Raw genomic sequence first — 13,929 nt, forward strand, 5'->3', positions numbered from 1 at the left:
TATCAGCCAACCCGTGAGCTAACCCTCGGCCGCAATGGTCAGGGGCTCGGCGCGCCGGGTCTTGATCAGGGAGTGGTTGACCTCAGCAGCTCCTTCGCTGCGGAGGTCAGCCAGAAAAGGAGGCAACGCAGTCTCAAGGCTGCTGCGCCTGATGTAGGGACCAAACCAGTAGGTCACATCCGGTCGCCTCGTTTCAACGCGGGCCCACCAAGCCAGACCAAACCCATTGGCAATGCTGCGCAGAGGCCGAAGAAGGGGCGTCATCCAGACGGGAGGCGATAACACCATTCTGGCTCCGGAATGGGCAAGCGCAGCATTCAGAGCTTGATGTCGGAGGAGAACGTCGCGGTTGGATCCGTCCCATCGGCCCCATCGGTCTGTTCGACAACCGCAGCTGAATCCCCCTGGAACTCAGCCATCACATCGGCCACCAGCTGATCGGCACGGGCCTCTTCAGCGGGACTGAGAACGATGTCGTCCTCGGGAACGGCGGAGGTCGCTTCTGCACTGCCTTCTTCCGGCAGCTCCAGGGGGGCAGGCGTTGGCAACTGAGGACGCACGATCCGCGGGGCCGGCGCGGCCCCCGAGATTTGCTTCATCCAGCCGCGACGGGCCACCTCATAAAGAACCATCGCGGTGGCGACCGAGGCGTTCAGGCTGGGGGTGGCGCCACGGATCGGGATCCGCACCAGCTGATCGCAGTGCTTGCGGGTCAGCATCGAGAGACCATCCCCTTCCGAGCCAGTCACCACCACCAGGGGACCGTCCAGGTCAGCCTCACTCAGGGCAACACTGCCCTCTCCCGCCAGGCCAATCACCCGATAGCCCTCGTTCTTCAGACTGTCGAGGGCGCGGTTCAGATTGACCACTCGGGCCACGGGCAGATGCTCCAGGGCTCCAGCAGCCACCTTGGCGACGGAACCGGTCAGACCGGCACTGCGGCGTTGGGGCAACACCAGTCCATGGGCGCCGAGGGCTTCTGCGCTGCGGACGATGGCCCCAAGGTTGTGGGGATCGGTGATGCCGTCGAGGGCCATCAGCAGCGGGGGCTCACCCAGGTCGCGGCAGCCATCGATCAGGGTGCCCAGATCCAGGGTGTCGGCGGCCGCAGCCTGCATGACGATGCCCTGGTGCACCGCCCCATTGGTCAGCTGGCCGAGACGCGACCAGGTGACCTCCTCCACCAGCACGCCGCCGGACTTGGCTTCCCGCAGCAACTGAAGGAAACGGGGCTGAAAACGCATTTCCGGGGTGCACCAGATGCGGTGCACGGGACGGCCGCTCTCCAGGGCCGCCTGGGCCGCATGGCGCCCCCAGATCAAATCATCGGCGGGATAGGCGTTGAACCGTTCGGCCTCACCAACGGGAACCTCGACGGCGATGGGCTTGGCCTGGTCGCGATCACGGGAGAACGGCTTGGGCCCGCCACCCTGCTCGTCGCGACGAGCGCCAAAACGCCCCTTGCCGCCAGGGCGGTAACCGTCCCGGCCGGACTCTTGAGCCTCGTCGCGGAAGCGATCAGAGGAGCGTCCCTTAAAAAACGGGCGGCCCTGGGGTCGCGGGCCGCGGCGCTCGGGCCGACTGGAGGCCTCACCCCGGCTATCGGGGCGGCCCTCCGAACGGGAGAAGCGCTCACGTCTCTCGCCACCACCACCGCGCTGCTCTCCGTCGGGACGCCATTCACCGCGGGGAGAAAACGGACGGGACGAGCCGCCACGGAAGCCAGATCGGTCGCCAGGACGACCTCCAGGACGGCCACCGGAGCGGTATCCCGGACGTCCACCGCCGGCCTCGTCCCCGCCAAAACGGTTGCCACCCCGATCCGATCCGAAACGCTCGCCGCCAAAACGGTCGCCGCGACGCTCGCCACCGGATCGATCATCGGCAAACCGTCCGCCGCCGCGGGGTGGCTTCCCTCCGCCTGGGCCCGAGCGCTGGTCCTTACGACGATCAAAACGGGGGCTCATGGTTGTCAGGCAAAGGGGTTATCGGTCGGCGTCCTCGAGTTCTGCCAGCAGCTGTGCAAGGCGGCTGGGGTTCTGCAGAAAGAGCCAGCCCACCATTGTCTCAAATCCCGTGGCCTTGCCATAGACACCAGCCTCTCCCTTGCGGGGCCCACGACCCGCTTTATTGCGTCCACGCCGCACCCACTCCAGTTCGGCCTCCTGGAGCAATCCCTTCTCCTGCAGGCGATCGAGGGCCTCCGCCTGGGCATCTGCGCGGACATCCGCCACAACGGCTCGATGCAAATCGGAACTGCGTCCCGGCTGGCGGCAGCGGCGCATGCGCTGGTGCAACTCCCAGACCGCATCCCCTAGCCAGGCCAGCTGAAGCGGACCCAACTCCCCGGGCCATCCCGGTGCTTGGAGTTGGGTCAGCCAGGCTGCCGAATTAGGCGGCGATGGCTCCGAGGGCGGTGTTGAGGTCTGGCTGGAGATGGAGAAACTCCTCAAGCCTTACCAGTTTCACCGTCTGGACGACCCTGGCATTGCCGACCACCAAGAACTGGATCTTCTGGTCGTTGCAGTGTTTGGCGAACTGCACCAGGGCACCGAGACCCGAGGAATCGATGAAATCGATCTTGCTCAGGTCCAGCACCAGCGGCTGCGGGGTGCTGGTGAGGTGGTCGTTGATAAAGGCGAGAAATTGCTTCTCGGAGTAAGCATCCAACTGCCCGGTGAAGCTGAACAGGAGACATCCGTCCTGCTGTTCAAAACCACCGCGTAGAGAGACGGTCAATCGCTGCAGATCAGTGATGGCTGCTGACCTCTGACGTCACTGGCGATCGCAGTGTAGTGAGGGTTTTCGAAACGAGCACGACCGCAACAAACTGCGATCGATCAGCCCCGTCGCTCGCTCATGAGCGCGGCGAAACGCCCGAAGTGATGGTCGGCATCGTGGGGGCCAGGACTGGCCTCTGGGTGGTACTGCACCCCGAAGATCGGCTTCTGGCGATGGGCAAAGGCCGCCACGGTTCGATCGTTGAGATTCAGATGGGTGACCTCCATCTGATCGGCCGGGAGCGAGTCAGCGTCCAAGGCGAAACCGTGGTTTTGGCTGGTGATTTCCACCACACCGGTGGTCCCGCAGGGGTGGTTCAGACCGCGGTGGCCATAGCCAAGCTTGAACGTGCTTCCACCAAGGGCTAGGCCCAGGATCTGGTGCCCCAGGCAGATCCCGAACAGGGGCAGTGCCTCCTGCTCAACCAACGACTTCGCCAGGTTGATCCCACTGGTCACAGCCGAGGGGTCGCCAGGGCCGTTGGAGAGGAAAACACCTTCAGGCTGGCGCTCGAGCACCTGCTCCAAGGTGGCGTCGGCCGGCAGCACCGTGACATCGCAGCCATGGGCCACCAACCGTTCGAGGATGGCCCGTTTGATGCCGAAGTCGATCGCCACGACCTTGTACGGGGTCGCGGGATTGTCCTGGAGGCGTTGATCGAAGGCAGCAGGGCAAAGGGATGACCAGGTGTAGGGCTCCCTGGTGGAGACGTCCTTCGCCAGGTTCAAACCAGCCATTGAGGGCATCGCCTGGACCCGCTCCAGCAACTGCAGGGGCGTGCTGCCGTCAGTACTGATGGCACCGTTCATGGCACCGCCCTCGCGCAGGTGGCGCACCAGGGAGCGGGTATCAATGCCGGAGATGCCGACCACGCCGTGTTGCTCTAACCAGGCCTCGAGGCTGCCTTCACTGCGCCAGCTGCTCTGGGTGGGAGCCAACTGACGGGCGATCACACCGCGAACATGGGGGACATCGGCCTCTTGATCACTGCCGTTGACCCCGGTATTGCCCAGTTCGGGATAGGTGAAGGTGACCAACTGCCCGGAATAGCTGGGGTCGGTCATGACCTCCTGGTAACCGGTCATACCGGTGTTGAAGACCACTTCACCGAAGGCCGTCGCTCTGGCGCCAAAGGCTTCACCACGCAACACCAGGCCGTCAGCCAACACAAGAAGGGCTGGTTGAGGGGTGGGTGAGCTGCTCATGCCGACATCTTCCCTTAAGGGAGTTCTAAGCCAGGGCCTGACTGAGGCTGCGCAGCCGCGCGTAGGCGGCTCCACTCTCCATGGCGGCCTGCGCCAGAGGCAGGACTGCCGCAACGGAGTCAGCCAAGCCAGCGGCCCAGATCACCAGGGCCGCGTTCAGGGCCACCACATCTTGTTGCGCCTGGCTCCCCTGGCCCTGGAGCACAGCCTCCAGGATCCGAGCGTTGTCCTCCAGTTCTCCACCGCGGAGGGCCTCCATCGGAGCGAGGCTCAAGCCCAGCGTCTGGGGATCCAAGAGCTGGCGTTCCACCTGTCCGTCATGGATCAGACGCAACTCACTCGGGCCAGAAAGGGATGCTTCATCGAGCCCGCCATGGCCAAAGACCACGACGGCACGGCGGCAGCCCAAGCGGGCTAAGGCATCGGCCATGGGATCGAGCAACTCTGCTGCTCCGACACCGAGGACCTGATAGTCCGGCCTGAGGGGATTGACCAGGGGACCCAGCAGGTTGAACACCGTTCTCACCCCCAGGGCCCGGCGCAGGGGGGCCAGTCCAACCAAGGCGGGATGCCAGCCCGGAGCAAATAAGAAGGTGACGCCGGCGGCATTGAGTGCCTGAACCACCACGTCGGTTGGAGCTTTGAGATTCAGTCCAACCGCTTCCAGAACATCGGCAGAGCCGACCTTGCCGCTGGCACTGCGGTTTCCGTGCTTCGCGACCTGGGCCCCACAGGCGGCGGCCACAAAAGCAACGGCCGTCGAGATGTTGAACGTGTTGGCCCCATCCCCACCGGTGCCACAGGTATCCACCAGTTCAAGGTCAGGCCGGGCACAGGGCAGGGGTGCAGCAGCGCGCAGGACCTCAGCCATGGCCGCCAGCTCCTCACCGTTCATCCCCTTGGAGCGAAGGGCCGCGAGGAAGGCGCCCGTTTGAACGGGCTCGAGCTGTTCAGACAGCCAGGCCTCCATCAGGTCGCGTGCCTGCGATCCCTGCAACGACTCACCGCGCAGGAGTTGATCAAGAAGGGCCGACCAGGACTGGGGGGCTGTCATCAAAACGCAAGAACGAAGGTGGTCTTTAGCAAAAACAAGGCTCAGGGACTGTCCTGATCGGACGTGTCAAAACCAGATCCGACGGCCTGAGGTGCCGCTTCAGCCCCCGGCCGATAGCCGCCAGCCCAGATCGCCCGCGTGCGCTGATGCAGTTGCTCGCGGCTTAAGCCCCACAGACGCAGGGTCTTCTGGAGATCCTCCTGAAGATCCAGGGCCCCGGGAAATCCCTCGTAACGCATCAACAGGCGACCCAGCTCCACCAGATCAGCATCAGCAGGGGCCTCAGTGGCCAACAACCGGTCCACCAGGTCGCGTTCGGTTCCATAAAGAGGATGAGACTGCTGGTTCTCGTCCATCGAGCCGACTGAGGGTGCGCCGGCACAGCATCGCTCAACAACGCTGTTCTGGGGTCGCTGCCTAGGTTGGCGAAACCTTGCCTTGATCCATGGCGGCGATCCGCTTCGGACTGATCCAGCGCTACCTGCGGCCCTATCGGCGCACGGTGCTTCTGGGCGTCGCCGCCCTAGTGGTCGTCAACCTCTTGAGCGTCACGATCCCGCTGATGGTGCGGGGCGTCATCGATGACCTCCAGGACGGCTTCACCTACAGCGACGTGCTGCGGCAGGCGGGAATCATCGTCGTGCTGGCGACTCTCATGGGGGGCGTCCGGCTGGTCTCGCGAATGCTGGTCTTCGGAGTGGGCCGGCAGGTGGAGGCCCAGCTGAAGCAGAAGATCTTCGATCACATGCTCCGCCAGGAGCCCGGTTGGGTGCAGAGCACCGGCAGCGGCGAAGTGATCAGCCGAGCCACCAGTGATGTGGAGAACGTGCGGCGCCTGCTGGGCTTTGCGGTGCTCAGCCTCACGAACACCGCCCTCGCCTACGCCCTGACGCTGCCGGCGATGCTCGCCATCGACCCACTGCTCAGCCTGGCGGCGGTGGGGCTCTACCCCTTGATGTTGACCACCGTTCGACTCTTCGGCGGCCGGATGATGCGGCAACAGCGCCGTCAGCAGGAAGCGCTCGGGGAATTGAGCGACCTGATCCAGGAGGACCTCTCCGGCATCAGCGCCATCAAGATTTATGGCCAAGAACGCACCGAGCGGGAGGCCTTCGAGCGGCGCAACAAGCGTTACCGGGATGACGCTCTCCAGTTAGCCCGCACCCGCAGCACGCTCTTCCCTCTCCTGGAGGGCATCTCGTCGGTCAGTTTGCTGTTGCTGCTCGCCCTCGGCAGCGGGCAACTGGAGAGCGGTCGCCTCTCCATCGGGGATTTGGTGGCCTTGATCCTTTATGTCGAGCGACTGGTTTTCCCTACGGCCCTTCTGGGATTCACGCTGAATACCTTCCAGACCGGCCAGGTGAGCCTGGAACGCGTCGAAGAGCTGCTGCGCCGGACGCCGCGCATCCAATCCCCTGAGGCACCAAAGCCGGTCCCCCAACGGACGGGCAGCCAAGCAGCTGGGATCGAAGCCCGAGGCCTCACCCTGCGTTACCCCGACGCGGAGCGCAACACCCTTGAGGACGTCAGCTTCCGCCTTGCCCCAGGGGAGCTCGTGGCCGTTGTCGGACCCGTGGGATGCGGCAAAACCACCTTGGCCAGGGCCCTGGGCCGGATGGTGGACGTGCCTGAAGGGCAGTTGTACCTCGATGGGACTGACATCACAGCCCTCGACCTCGAGCAGCTCCGCCAACAGGTCGCCCTGGTCCCCCAGGAGGGCTACCTCTTCACTGCGAGCCTCGCCGACAACCTCCGCTATGGAGAACCAGACGCGGATCAAGCGCGGATCGAGCAAGCAGCCGAGCAGGCGCGACTAGCCGCTGATGTGCGGGGCTTCCCCGATCGCTACGAAACCCTCGTAGGTGAGCGCGGCATCACCCTGAGTGGCGGACAGCGCCAACGCACAGCCCTGGGTCGTGCCCTGCTGGTTCAAGCCCCGCTCTTGGTGCTCGATGACGCCCTGGCCAGCGTGGACAACAACACGGCCGCCGACATCCTGAGCTCGATTCGCGCCCAGCGGGACCGAACGATCTTGATGATCAGCCACCAACTCTCAGCGGCAGCGGCCTGTGATCGAATCCTTGTCCTGGATGAGGGGCGCCTGGTGCAGCAGGGACACCACAACGCGCTCCTCGAGGAAGCCGGCACCTACCGCAGGCTCTGGGAGCGGGAACAGGCGGAGGAACAACTCACGCGCGTGGCTTGAAGGACAGCATCGTTCTTGCAACATCCCAGGACAAGCCCGCTTGAGCTCGCTTAGCTGGAGGGACGCCTCCGCTGAGCGCCCCCATGCTCACCAGCTCTGCCTACCGCCTGCGCTGCACCCTGACCTTTGGCGATATCTACGGCCAGATCCTGATTTGGATGCTGGTCATCTTTGTCAGCCTGGCGGCCGGACTCGCGCTCATGGGCGCCAGCAAACCGATCGTGGCCCTGGTGGGCGTTGGGCTGATCCTGGTGCTGTCCCTGCCGTTTTTGCTCTTCACCTTCACCACAACCCTGCTGAATCACATCGCCCTGGAATCGACTTCGAGCGAGGGTTGAACTCCCTAGGCTCTGGCCAGCAAAGGCTGTTGTGGTGTTCGGACTGTTTCAGGGCATGGGTGGATCAAAGACAAACCTGATTGCACCAGAAGCGGCCCTACCAGGACGCTCCGATCCGATCGCGACGGCGGATCGCCACGTGGTCCTGGGTACAGCGCTGAAGGCTCCGTTGAGCACCAGTCAGCAGGAAGCCCTGTTTGGCTGCGGATGCTTCTGGGGCGCCGAAAAGGGGTTCTGGCGCTTGCCCGGGGTGATCACGACCGCGGTGGGCTACGCCGGTGGCTACACCCCGAACCCGACCTATGAGGAGGTCTGCTCCGGCCGAACCGGTCACACCGAAGTCGTGCGTGTGGTTTGGGATGTCAACGCCATTGATTTCAGTGATCTCTTGAAGCTCTTCTGGGAATGCCACAACCCAACCCAGGGGATGGCCCAGGGCAACGACACCGGTACCCAGTACCGCTCATCGATCTACGTCAACGAGCCCAAGCTCCTGGCGGTCGCCAAGGCCTCATCTGATCGCTACCAGCAGCTGCTGAATGGCTCCGGCAAAGGAGCCATCACCACGGAAATTGCCCTGGGCAAACCCTTTTTCTTCGCCGAGGGCTATCACCAGCAGTACCTGGCCCGTCCAGGCAGCCGCCCCTACTGCTCCGCACAACCCCAGGGGGTCTTGCTCGATGAGCAGTGGGAGGGCTGTCACTACCAACTCCCGGCTGCGGTCTGGCAGAACTACGACTGGAGCATCAGCCACTGCGTTCTGCGGGGAGACAACAGCCCAATTCGCCTTTGATGTTCGGACTTGCCTTGCTGATGGCTCAGGCCATGCAGTCCCCCTGGTGGGAGGACTACGCGATCAAGGATCGCTACCTCTGCCATGACAAGGGAATGCTGGTGATCGAGCGCAATCAATCCCAGGCCTCCCTCATCAGCGGTGGATACCGCAGAACCTTTTTTCGGCTGCAAAGCAACGAACCTGGCGTTCGCTACAGCAGTGACGGCATGGAGATGATCCTGCGTGGCGATGAGCTCACGCTCGAGCAACTGCCGATGCGGATGCAGTGCCTACGGGTGGATCAGGTCTGATGAGCCCCTTACCGGATCGAACCGTGATCATTGGCATCCTGGCCACCCTTGGGCTGGTCTTTGCCCTGGTGTTTTGGTATGTCCGCCTAGCGCCCAGCACCGAGCCACCGATGCTCTGGAAAGAGCAGCCCGCCCTGGAGCGCCCCAAACCGCTTCAGGCGCGCCCGGCTGACCTGATCTAGGCAGACAGCTCTGGCTCTGCCCCCCTTGGGGGAACGCCTGGCTTGCGGAACAATGGCGCCGGCGCTGACGCGGAGCCAAGACCCATTACCGAATCGGCTGAGAACAACGCCCCTCGGCAATTGCACCCCCTTCCCCGCGGATTGGTGGAGCTCTACGGGCTGCTGGCCGTTCTGTTTGTGCTGGTGCCTGAGTGGATGGCCGACGGTGCCCTCTCAAGCCTGAAGCCGGGCGGCGTGGGCAGTGCTCTGCCGCCGACCGCCACCGCCTGGCAGAAGGTGCCTGAATTGCGCCTGGCCTCGATGAATCTGCGGGAATTAAGGGAGCTCGCTCGCGCCCTGCGCCTCTGGGGCTACGCGGGCCTGAACCGCGATCAACTGACCCGGCGAATGCTGCGAAAAATCCGCTCGAAACGCGGCAAAGCGCTGTGATAGCTTCTTTCTCGCCGGGGCGTAGCGCAGCTTGGTAGCGCACCACTTTGGGGTAGTGGGGGTCGTGGGTTCAAATCCCGCCGCTCCGATTTGATCACCGGCAACTTCCGCAAAACCACCTCCCCCAGAGGTGGTTTTTTTGTGTTTGGTCCACAAAGCTGAGGCTTTACTCCCTCGAATCGGGCTCCAGTCGCGTGTGCACGTGATACCCCTGCAGCCACCGGTTCACCCTGGGACGCAATCCCGGCGGCACCTCCTCCAGCAGCTGCGACAACTCCAGCGCGGCCAGACGATGGAGTTCGCGCACATCCACGTGCCAGAGGGCTTCTGCTTCGCGAATTAAGCGGGCCCAAGTGCGGCTGCGCTGCCAGCGCTGAACCTTGCTCAGGGCGCAGGGCCTAGAGGGATGACCGCGAGCATGCACAGACATGGAACTGACTAGAGCTCACCCACCACGATGGAGAGAAGGCTCAGCTGCTCCTTGAAATGAGTGGATCCGCTTCCTCTTGTTGAAGCAAATCAGGCGCTGCGCAATTCCGCAGCCTCATCGACCGGAACGACAGGGAATGGCAATAGGGCCACCTCCCGTTCAGACAGGCGCCGGCTCCAGGCTCCGCTCACCGGTTGATTCCAGCGGAAGCCCGCCTCGCGGGCCTTATGGCGTTCTTCATAGGAGAGACGAGCGCGGTAGAGGCGGCGCGGCTCCATCGCCTGGAGAAGGAGGTCCTCCAAGTCCTCGCAACGCTCAAAGACCTGCGCCAGGTAGATGCAATCGGTGAGGGCCCGATGGGCCGCCCAAACCGGCACGCCATAGGCCAAGGCCAGATCACGTACCGAGGGCGTAGAGCGCAGCTGACGCTCCTGGGGCCAGCGAATGTCCTCCATGGAGCAAAGCCAGGGCTTGCTGAGTGCCGGCAGGGAGCCCAGACCAAACCACTGCTGATCGAAGGCGGCGTTATGGGCCAGGAGGACGTCAGCGGCTTCAACCATGGCCTCGAAGCAGGCCAGACCCGCCTGCCATGGCTGAGGGCGTTGCGTCAGGGCCGGGGCGATGCCATTCACCGCTTCAGCGGCATTGCTGGTGCAAGGCATCAAAAACGAAACCTGGCTCAACACCGAGCGATCCGGCACCGAAAAAAGAACCGCGCCGACCTCAATGCAGCGATGCTCCGCCGGGGAGAGGCCGGTGGTCTCCGTGTCGAGGATCAACAGCAGCTCGGGGCCACTGGGACCAGAGAGACGCGCGGCAGGCGATGGCTCAGGTTCCTCAGGCCGGTCGACAACAACAGCCGTCTCCGCAGCGGGCTGCGGCACAGGCTCAGGCAGGACTGGCGCCGCGGCGGATCCACTGACCAGGCTGAGCAGATCGACCTGCTCCCAGCCAGCACGGGGCTGTTGTTCGTCCATCTCCGCGTCGCCCCTGGTCATCCCCACCTCTGCAGTCGCCCCATAATCCCAGCCCTGGCCAGCCCCTCCCTAGGGTTTGCGCAGCTCTTGTACCGGCCTTGGCCCAAGCCCTGAAAAGCGGTGATCGCGCTCCCCTGATCGCGCTGCAGGATCAGAACGGCGTGGAGCGCCGCAGCGATCAACTCGCGGGCAAGGCTCTGGTGCTGTTCTTCTATCCCAAGGACGACACCCCTGGCTGCACCATGGAGGCCTGCGCCTTCCGCGATAGCTATGCCGACCTGCAGGCCTTAGGGGCGGAGGTCTGGGGCGTCAGTGGCGACAACGCCAGCAGTCATCAGCGCTTTGCCAGCCGCCACAACCTGCCCTATCCCCTGCTGGTGGATCAAAACAACCAGTTGCGCAAGGCCTTTGGGGTGCCCGGCGTCCTTGGACTGCTGCCGGGCCGCGTGACCTACGTGATCGACGCGAGCGGGGTCGTTCGTCACGTGTTCAACAACCTGCTCGATGGCCCGGCCCATCGCCGTGAAGCTCTGGACTGCCTCAAGCGCCTTCAGGCCGCATGAGCTGGCGCCAGCGCGGAAGCCTCTGGTGCTGGACCCCTCCCCAACCGCGGGGGCTGATCGAGTTCATTGGCGGCAGCTATCTCGCTGCGACACCGCAGATCAGCTATCGGCGGCTTCTCGAGGCCTTGGCGCGCCGGGGCATGGCCATCCACGCCTGGAGCTATGTACCCGGCTTTGACCATCAGGCACAGGCCAATGACGCCTGGAGGACCTTCCGCCAGCGCAGGGACCCCGATCAGCCCCCGCCGCTGAGGCTGGGCCACAGCCTGGGCTGCAAGCTGCACCTCCTGGCGCCCGATAACGGTCGAGGCTGCAGCGCCTTGGCAGCGATGAGCTTCAACAACTTCTCCGCCGAGAGGAGTGTTCCCCTACTCGCCGAGCTCGGGGGGGCCCTCGGGGTCACGAGCGAGTTCAGCCCCTCCCCCGAGGAGACCCTGCGACTGATCGCCAAAAATTACAGACAAGCCAACAACCTGCTGGTGCGCTTCAAAAGCGACCAACTTGATCAAAGCCCTCGGCTGATGCAGGTGCTTCAAAACCGCAGCCAAGACCGCTCCCGGTTGCTCGAGCGCGCCGGGGATCACCTAACCCCAGCCAGCGCAGGGCTACGCCAGAACCTGCTCGGGGGATGGGCCGATGATCCAGCCCGACAGAGGGAACTGGATCAACTGGCCGATCAGCTGCTGCAGTGGTGGACGAGCCCGAATCAGACCCGCAGCTGATCAAGAACGGAGCGATCCTCCAGGGTTGAGGTGTCACCGCTGACCTCCTGACCGGCGGCGAGGGAGCGCAGGATCCGGCGCATGATCTTGCCACTGCGGGTCTTCGGTAGGGCGTCGCTGAACTTGATCACATCTGGGCGGGCAATCGGACCGATCTCCTTGCCCACATGGCTGCGCAGTTCGGCCACCAAGGCGTCATCACCACTGCGGCCAGCCTCAAGGGTCACAAACGCAACGATGCCCTCACCCTTGAGGTCATCCGGGCGACCCACCACAGCGGATTCCGCCACGGCGGGATGACTGACCAGAGCACTTTCAATTTCCATCGTCCCCAGACGGTGGCCACTGACGTTGATCACGTCGTCGACCCGGCCCATCACCCAGAAGTAACCGTCGGCATCGCGGCGGGCGCCGTCTCCGGCGAAGTAGATGTGGGAGCCATCGGCCGGGCGAATCTCCTCCCAGTAGCTCTTACGGAAACGGTCGGGATCGCCGTGGACCGTGCGCATCATTCCCGGCCAGGGACGACGCACCGCGAGGTAGCCACCTTGATCCGCTCCTTGGGAGTTGCCGTCGTGGTCGACGATGTCGGCTTGGATGCCGGGGAGTGGAAGGGTCGCCGAGCCCGGCTTGGTCGGCGTCGCCCCAGGAAGGGGGCTGATCATCACCCCACCGGTCTCCGTCTGCCACCAGGTGTCGACGATCGGGCAGCGACCACCGCCGATCACATCGCGATACCAGATCCAGGCCTCTGGATTGATCGGCTCCCCCACTGTGCCGAGGATCCGCAGGGAGCTCATGTCGTACTGATCCGGCACCTCCCGGCCGCTCTTCATGAAGGCGCGGATCGCCGTGGGCGCCGTGTAGAAGATGGTGCAACGGTGTTTCTGGATCAGCTCCCAGAAGGCCCCGGGGTTGCTGGGGCGAGGAGCCCCTTCGTACATCACCGTCGTCGCGCCATTGGAGAGAGGGCCGTAGACGATGTAGCTGTGGCCGGTGATCCAGCCGACATCCGCTGTACACCAGTGGACGTCGTCTTCACGGATGTCGAAGATCCACTGGAAGGTCAGGTGAGCCCAGAGGTTGTAGCCAGCCGTGGTGTGCACCACCCCCTTGGGCTTACCGGTGGAACCGGAGGTGTAGAGGACGAAGAGGCGGTCCTCGCTCTCCATCGGCTCCGCCGCGCAATCGCTGCTCTGACCATCCACGAGCTCATGCCACCAGTGGTCACGACCCGACTCCATGGCACAGCCCGAATCGATGCGCTGGACGACCAGAACCTTCTCCACACTCGGAGCACCACCCTTTGCCGCAAGCGCTTCATCCACGGCGGGCTTGAGGGGAACCGGCTTGTCCTTGCGGAAGCCCCCATCCGCCGTCACAACGAGCTTGACCTGACCATCGATCAGGCGATCGCGCAGCGCATCGGCGGAGAAACCACCAAAGACCACGGAATGGGGCGCACCAATACGGGCACAGGCCAACATCGCGATGGCGGCCTCCGGAACCATCGGCATGTACAGGGCCACCAAGTCGCCCTTACCAACGCCAAGGGCCTTCAGGGCATTGGCCGCTTTGCAGACTTCCGCGTGTAGTTCGCGGTAGCTGAAGCGCCGCACATCACCTGGTTCCCCCTCCCAGATCAGGGCCGTCTTGTCGGCCCGGGGACCATCGAGATGGCGATCCAGGCAGTTAAACGACAGGTTGGTTTGGCCCCCTTCAAACCAGCGGGCAAAGGGTGGGTTACTCCAGTCGAGGACCGTCTCGAACGGCTTAAACCAATGCAGCTCCCGCCGAGCCGCTTCACACCAGAACCCATCGGGATCGGCTTCAGCTTGGGCGGCCAGGTCCCGGTAGGCCTGCAAGGAGCCGATCCGAGCGGATGCCGACAGGGCGGCCGGCGGATCAAACACCCGCGCCTCATTGAGCACCGACTCAATCCCGGTCTCAGCCATG

At 64.1% G+C, this 13,929-nt stretch carries 18 protein-coding genes and 1 tRNA gene; 9 read left to right on the forward strand and 10 right to left on the reverse strand.

Going from position 1 to position 13,929, the window contains the following annotated elements; all coding sequences use genetic code 11:
* Nucleotides 1-18 precede the first annotated feature (18 nt).
* From ACXIQ9_RS01525 to ACXIQ9_RS01555, 7 genes are all read right to left on the reverse strand, one after another.
* Nucleotides 19-264, reverse strand: coding sequence for a DUF1816 domain-containing protein (locus ACXIQ9_RS01525; protein WP_459015161.1), 246 nt, complete (start codon nucleotides 262-264; stop codon nucleotides 19-21).
* A gap of 53 nt (nucleotides 265-317) precedes the next feature.
* Entirely contained in the window at nucleotides 318-1,967 is a 1,650-nt protein-coding gene (rlmB, locus tag ACXIQ9_RS01530; protein ID WP_459015163.1) for a 23S rRNA (guanosine(2251)-2'-O)-methyltransferase RlmB, read from the reverse strand.
* An 18-nt stretch (nucleotides 1,968-1,985) separates the two neighbouring features.
* Nucleotides 1,986-2,342 (reverse strand): Mini-ribonuclease 3, encoded by a 357-nt coding sequence (locus ACXIQ9_RS01535; RefSeq protein ID WP_010316812.1) that lies wholly within the window; start codon nucleotides 2,340-2,342, stop codon nucleotides 1,986-1,988.
* Nucleotides 2,343-2,391: 49 nt separating this feature from the next.
* Nucleotides 2,392-2,739 (reverse strand): STAS domain-containing protein, encoded by a 348-nt coding sequence (locus ACXIQ9_RS01540; RefSeq protein ID WP_010316811.1) that lies wholly within the window; start codon nucleotides 2,737-2,739, stop codon nucleotides 2,392-2,394.
* Between the two features lie 101 nt (nucleotides 2,740-2,840).
* Nucleotides 2,841-3,986, reverse strand: coding sequence for a glutamine-hydrolyzing carbamoyl-phosphate synthase small subunit (gene carA, locus ACXIQ9_RS01545; RefSeq protein WP_459015166.1), 1,146 nt, complete (start codon nucleotides 3,984-3,986; stop codon nucleotides 2,841-2,843).
* 25 nt (nucleotides 3,987-4,011) lie between these two features.
* Complete coding sequence (trpD, locus tag ACXIQ9_RS01550; protein ID WP_459015168.1) at nucleotides 4,012-5,040, reverse strand: anthranilate phosphoribosyltransferase; 1,029 nt, start codon at nucleotides 5,038-5,040, stop codon at nucleotides 4,012-4,014.
* A gap of 41 nt (nucleotides 5,041-5,081) precedes the next feature.
* Entirely contained in the window at nucleotides 5,082-5,396 is a 315-nt protein-coding gene (locus ACXIQ9_RS01555; protein WP_010316806.1) for a DUF3288 family protein, read from the reverse strand.
* Nucleotides 5,397-5,485: 89 nt separating this feature from the next.
* Between ACXIQ9_RS01555 and ACXIQ9_RS01560 the strand changes: the two genes are divergently transcribed.
* The 7 genes from ACXIQ9_RS01560 (at nucleotide 5,486) to ACXIQ9_RS01590 (ending at nucleotide 9,370) form a co-directional block, all read left to right on the forward strand.
* Nucleotides 5,486-7,246 (forward strand): ABC transporter ATP-binding protein, encoded by a 1,761-nt coding sequence (locus tag ACXIQ9_RS01560; RefSeq protein ID WP_296415860.1) that lies wholly within the window; start codon nucleotides 5,486-5,488, stop codon nucleotides 7,244-7,246.
* Nucleotides 7,247-7,329: 83 nt separating this feature from the next.
* Nucleotides 7,330-7,584, forward strand: a complete 255-nt coding sequence (locus ACXIQ9_RS01565; RefSeq protein WP_010316804.1) for a hypothetical protein — start codon at nucleotides 7,330-7,332, stop codon at nucleotides 7,582-7,584.
* A 55-nt stretch (nucleotides 7,585-7,639) separates the two neighbouring features.
* Nucleotides 7,640-8,377 (forward strand): peptide-methionine (S)-S-oxide reductase MsrA, encoded by a 738-nt coding sequence (gene msrA, locus ACXIQ9_RS01570; protein ID WP_371820546.1) that lies wholly within the window; start codon nucleotides 7,640-7,642, stop codon nucleotides 8,375-8,377.
* A gap of 32 nt (nucleotides 8,378-8,409) precedes the next feature.
* Nucleotides 8,410-8,670, forward strand: a complete 261-nt coding sequence (locus ACXIQ9_RS01575) for a hypothetical protein (protein ID WP_459015171.1) — start codon at nucleotides 8,410-8,412, stop codon at nucleotides 8,668-8,670.
* Nucleotides 8,670-8,852, forward strand: a complete 183-nt coding sequence (locus ACXIQ9_RS01580) for a hypothetical protein (protein ID WP_247478182.1) — start codon at nucleotides 8,670-8,672, stop codon at nucleotides 8,850-8,852. Before ACXIQ9_RS01575 ends, ACXIQ9_RS01580 begins: the two co-directional genes overlap by 1 nt.
* Nucleotides 8,853-8,894: 42 nt before the next feature.
* Entirely contained in the window at nucleotides 8,895-9,281 is a 387-nt protein-coding gene (locus tag ACXIQ9_RS01585) for a hypothetical protein (RefSeq protein WP_363155066.1), read from the forward strand.
* A 15-nt stretch (nucleotides 9,282-9,296) separates the two neighbouring features.
* A tRNA-Pro gene (locus ACXIQ9_RS01590) sits at nucleotides 9,297-9,370 on the forward strand.
* Nucleotides 9,371-9,447: 77 nt separating this feature from the next.
* On the opposite strand, the gene ACXIQ9_RS01595 is transcribed toward ACXIQ9_RS01590, so the two are convergent.
* Both ACXIQ9_RS01595 and ACXIQ9_RS01600 read right to left on the reverse strand, forming a co-directional pair.
* On the reverse strand, nucleotides 9,448-9,711 hold the full coding sequence (locus ACXIQ9_RS01595) for a hypothetical protein (RefSeq protein WP_010316799.1): 264 nt from the start codon (nucleotides 9,709-9,711) through the stop codon (nucleotides 9,448-9,450).
* A gap of 89 nt (nucleotides 9,712-9,800) precedes the next feature.
* Nucleotides 9,801-10,709 carry a 3'-5' exonuclease gene (locus tag ACXIQ9_RS01600; protein ID WP_459015174.1) on the reverse strand — a complete coding sequence of 303 codons (909 nt, stop codon included), beginning with the start codon at nucleotides 10,707-10,709 and terminating at the stop codon, nucleotides 9,801-9,803.
* A gap of 77 nt (nucleotides 10,710-10,786) precedes the next feature.
* On the opposite strand from ACXIQ9_RS01600, the gene ACXIQ9_RS01605 reads away from it, so the two are divergent.
* Together ACXIQ9_RS01605 and ACXIQ9_RS01610 are read left to right on the forward strand one after the other, a co-directional pair.
* Nucleotides 10,787-11,251 (forward strand): peroxiredoxin, encoded by a 465-nt coding sequence (locus tag ACXIQ9_RS01605; protein ID WP_247478151.1) that lies wholly within the window; start codon nucleotides 10,787-10,789, stop codon nucleotides 11,249-11,251.
* Entirely contained in the window at nucleotides 11,248-11,973 is a 726-nt protein-coding gene (locus tag ACXIQ9_RS01610; RefSeq protein WP_459015177.1) for a DUF1350 family protein, read from the forward strand. Before ACXIQ9_RS01605 ends, ACXIQ9_RS01610 begins: the two co-directional genes overlap by 4 nt.
* Here the strand turns inward: ACXIQ9_RS01610 and acs are convergent.
* On the reverse strand, nucleotides 11,958-13,928 hold the full coding sequence (gene acs, locus ACXIQ9_RS01615; RefSeq protein ID WP_459015179.1) for an acetate--CoA ligase: 1,971 nt from the start codon (nucleotides 13,926-13,928) through the stop codon (nucleotides 11,958-11,960). The genes ACXIQ9_RS01610 and acs overlap by 16 nt on opposite strands.
* Nucleotide 13,929 lies beyond the last annotated feature (1 nt).

This window comes from Synechococcus sp. LTW-G (genome assembly GCF_054459035.1).

Excerpts from the sequence above, each read along its gene's own strand:
- ACXIQ9_RS01525 (WP_459015161.1), bottom strand. The coding sequence starts at position 264 with ATGACGCCCCTTCTTCGGCCTCTGCGCAGCATTGCCAATGGGTTTGGT.
- rlmB (WP_459015163.1), bottom strand. The coding sequence starts at position 1,967 with ATGAGCCCCCGTTTTGATCGTCGTAAGGACCAGCGCTCGGGCCCAGGC.
- carA (WP_459015166.1), bottom strand. The coding sequence starts at position 3,986 with ATGAGCAGCTCACCCACCCCTCAACCAGCCCTTCTTGTGTTGGCTGAC.
- trpD (WP_459015168.1), bottom strand. The coding sequence starts at position 5,040 with ATGACAGCCCCCCAGTCCTGGTCGGCCCTTCTTGATCAACTCCTGCGC.
- ACXIQ9_RS01555 (WP_010316806.1), bottom strand. The coding sequence starts at position 5,396 with ATGGACGAGAACCAGCAGTCTCATCCTCTTTATGGAACCGAACGCGAC.
- ACXIQ9_RS01560 (WP_296415860.1), top strand. The coding sequence starts at position 5,486 with ATGGCGGCGATCCGCTTCGGACTGATCCAGCGCTACCTGCGGCCCTAT.
- ACXIQ9_RS01565 (WP_010316804.1), top strand. The coding sequence starts at position 7,330 with ATGCTCACCAGCTCTGCCTACCGCCTGCGCTGCACCCTGACCTTTGGC.
- msrA (WP_371820546.1), top strand. The coding sequence starts at position 7,640 with ATGGGTGGATCAAAGACAAACCTGATTGCACCAGAAGCGGCCCTACCA.
- ACXIQ9_RS01575 (WP_459015171.1), top strand. The coding sequence starts at position 8,410 with ATGCAGTCCCCCTGGTGGGAGGACTACGCGATCAAGGATCGCTACCTC.
- ACXIQ9_RS01580 (WP_247478182.1), top strand. The coding sequence starts at position 8,670 with ATGAGCCCCTTACCGGATCGAACCGTGATCATTGGCATCCTGGCCACC.
- ACXIQ9_RS01595 (WP_010316799.1), bottom strand. The coding sequence starts at position 9,711 with ATGTCTGTGCATGCTCGCGGTCATCCCTCTAGGCCCTGCGCCCTGAGC.
- ACXIQ9_RS01600 (WP_459015174.1), bottom strand. The coding sequence starts at position 10,709 with ATGACCAGGGGCGACGCGGAGATGGACGAACAACAGCCCCGTGCTGGC.
- ACXIQ9_RS01610 (WP_459015177.1), top strand. The coding sequence starts at position 11,248 with ATGAGCTGGCGCCAGCGCGGAAGCCTCTGGTGCTGGACCCCTCCCCAA.
- acs (WP_459015179.1), bottom strand. The coding sequence starts at position 13,928 with ATGGCTGAGACCGGGATTGAGTCGGTGCTCAATGAGGCGCGGGTGTTT.